The 2158-nt window shown below is 38.9% G+C and carries 1 protein-coding gene; it reads left to right on the plus strand.

Annotated features, from left to right (window positions below):
• Positions 1-1250 precede the first annotated feature (1250 nt).
• Complete coding sequence (locus PSN35_RS07700; protein WP_367183419.1) at positions 1251-1391, plus strand: hypothetical protein; 141 nt, start codon at positions 1251-1253, stop codon at positions 1389-1391.
• Positions 1392-2158: the final 767 nt, after the last annotated feature.

Genomic DNA, 2158 nt, shown 5'->3' on the forward strand with positions numbered 1-2158 from the left:
CACATATAACGTATGTACACGGTCTTACATGTCACATATAACGTATGTATACGGTCTTACATGTCACATATAACGTATGTATACGGTCTTACATGTCACATATAACGTATGTATACGGTCTTACATGTCACATATAACGTATGTACACGGTCTTACATGTCACATATAACGTATGTATACGGTCTTACATGTCACATCTTATTTTTAAAAATACGTGATATCAAGATTCAGTCAAAACACTTGCTTAATAAACAAAATTATTCCGTACAAACAAAATTGTTATCTGTAAGTTGGAATATTGTCTATGACAAATCTTAACCAATGATCATGTATTCCTCATAAGAGAGGCAGCCGTTTTCAATCACGGTTTTTGTAGAAGTGCATGATGTCCGTGCAATTGTACTTGTCCATTGTTTTACATTCATATTTGAACAGTTGGTTGTTTATTGCATCCGAATCGCCTTTTGACTTTCTATTTATAGGAATATCCCTTCAATTATCGGATTTTCGCCCTGCGTAATATCCCAACTAATGGATATGGTTAGGGCAGCTGTCATCTGATATTGCGGGGAAATAAAGCGATTCAGAATCCTGGAAATGTATTTCACGAATTCTGTCTACACTTCCTGTGTAGTCATGTCTTCATGTATACTGACCATCATTAGAAATTTTTACGCATCACTAGAAAACATATTTTTGGGGGTAAAATATAAATTAATGCTTGATTAAATGTAATTGTTAATAATGTCCTCCTTAAAAAAATACAGGTAAATTTTCTGATGTGTCATATCACCTGAAATAGGTATCTATTGAATTTTAAAAACAATATTTCTTGCACGTGCAAATCGTGAACGGGCGATATGAATTTTTTAAACCCGCTTTTTGAAAGAACCGTGTCCACCTGTGAAAAGGATAATCAGATATCAGCACTGTTTGCTATAGTAAAGTTTTTATTGGGTTTCAAAAATGCCACATCTGAGTAATAATGATCGCAACCAAGCTTTGGGTATGTTGAGAGCAAGCATATCAACCAGAGAAGTTGTTCGACTATTCAATTGCCATCAAAGTACTGTTGTACGCCTCAGACAGACGTTTCAAACTACGAACAATGTGTCCGATCGTCCTCGGCCAGGAAAACCAAGAGTAACAACTGACCAACAAGATCGGCATATCCGTTACTACATTTATGCAACCGGTTCAAAAGAGCTGCATCAACTGCTGGGGAACCTCCAGGAAGACACAATTCCCGGATCAGCTCAGCAACAGTGCGTCGCAGACTGCGTGGAAATGGCATACGTGCAAGACGACCATTCAGAGGACCACTCCTTACACCGCGACATCGCCAACAACGTTTAGCATGGGCTAGAACCCATTTGCAATTGACAATGTAAAGATGGCAGGAAGTGTTGTTTTCGGACGAATCCCGTTTTTGTATTTCGAATGCAGACGGTCGAATAAGGGTTTGGAGACGTCAACATGAAAGACTTGCCGGTTACTGCATTCATGAAGTAGACCGATGGGGCGGTGCAAATGTTATGATTTGGGCAGCTGTATCATTCGGTAACAAATGTCCACTTCACTTCTGTGACCGATCTCTTACAGGACAACGCTATAAAGATGAAATCCTGGCTGTTGTTCCAATGTTTCAAGCCCATCAAGATTTAAGGATCTTCCAGCAAGATAACATGCGTCCACACACAGCAAGGGTCTCAATGAACTTTTTTACAAGCACAGAATGTCAACTTGTATGCACTGGCCATCACTATCACCGGATATGGCACCAATAGATCATGTTTGGGGTGCATTAGGAAGACGTGTAGATAACGTCCCTTCAAGCCCACTACTGGGGCCACCTTACGTCAGGCTTTATTAGAGGAGTGGAACAATATGCCCCAGAGAGTCATTCAAAACATTATTCTTTCAATGCATCGCCGTTGTGTTGCCTGTATCACCACAAGATGTGGACATACGAAGTACTGCATTATGAAAACGAGGGTATCGGTGTTTCAACCATAATTTGACGTCCTAAAAAAGAAGCTGTGTTTCAAACTTATTCTCATCTGTTAGAGTGTTTATTGTTGTTATTGTTTGACGTATTTATATATGTTGTCAAATTACTCATTAAAATAAATATTTAAAAAAGAAAGTGATGCGTTTC

The sequence above is a fragment of the Candidatus Thioglobus sp. genome, from assembly GCF_028599055.1.
Taxonomy (GTDB): Bacteria; Pseudomonadota; Gammaproteobacteria; order PS1; family Pseudothioglobaceae; genus Thioglobus_A.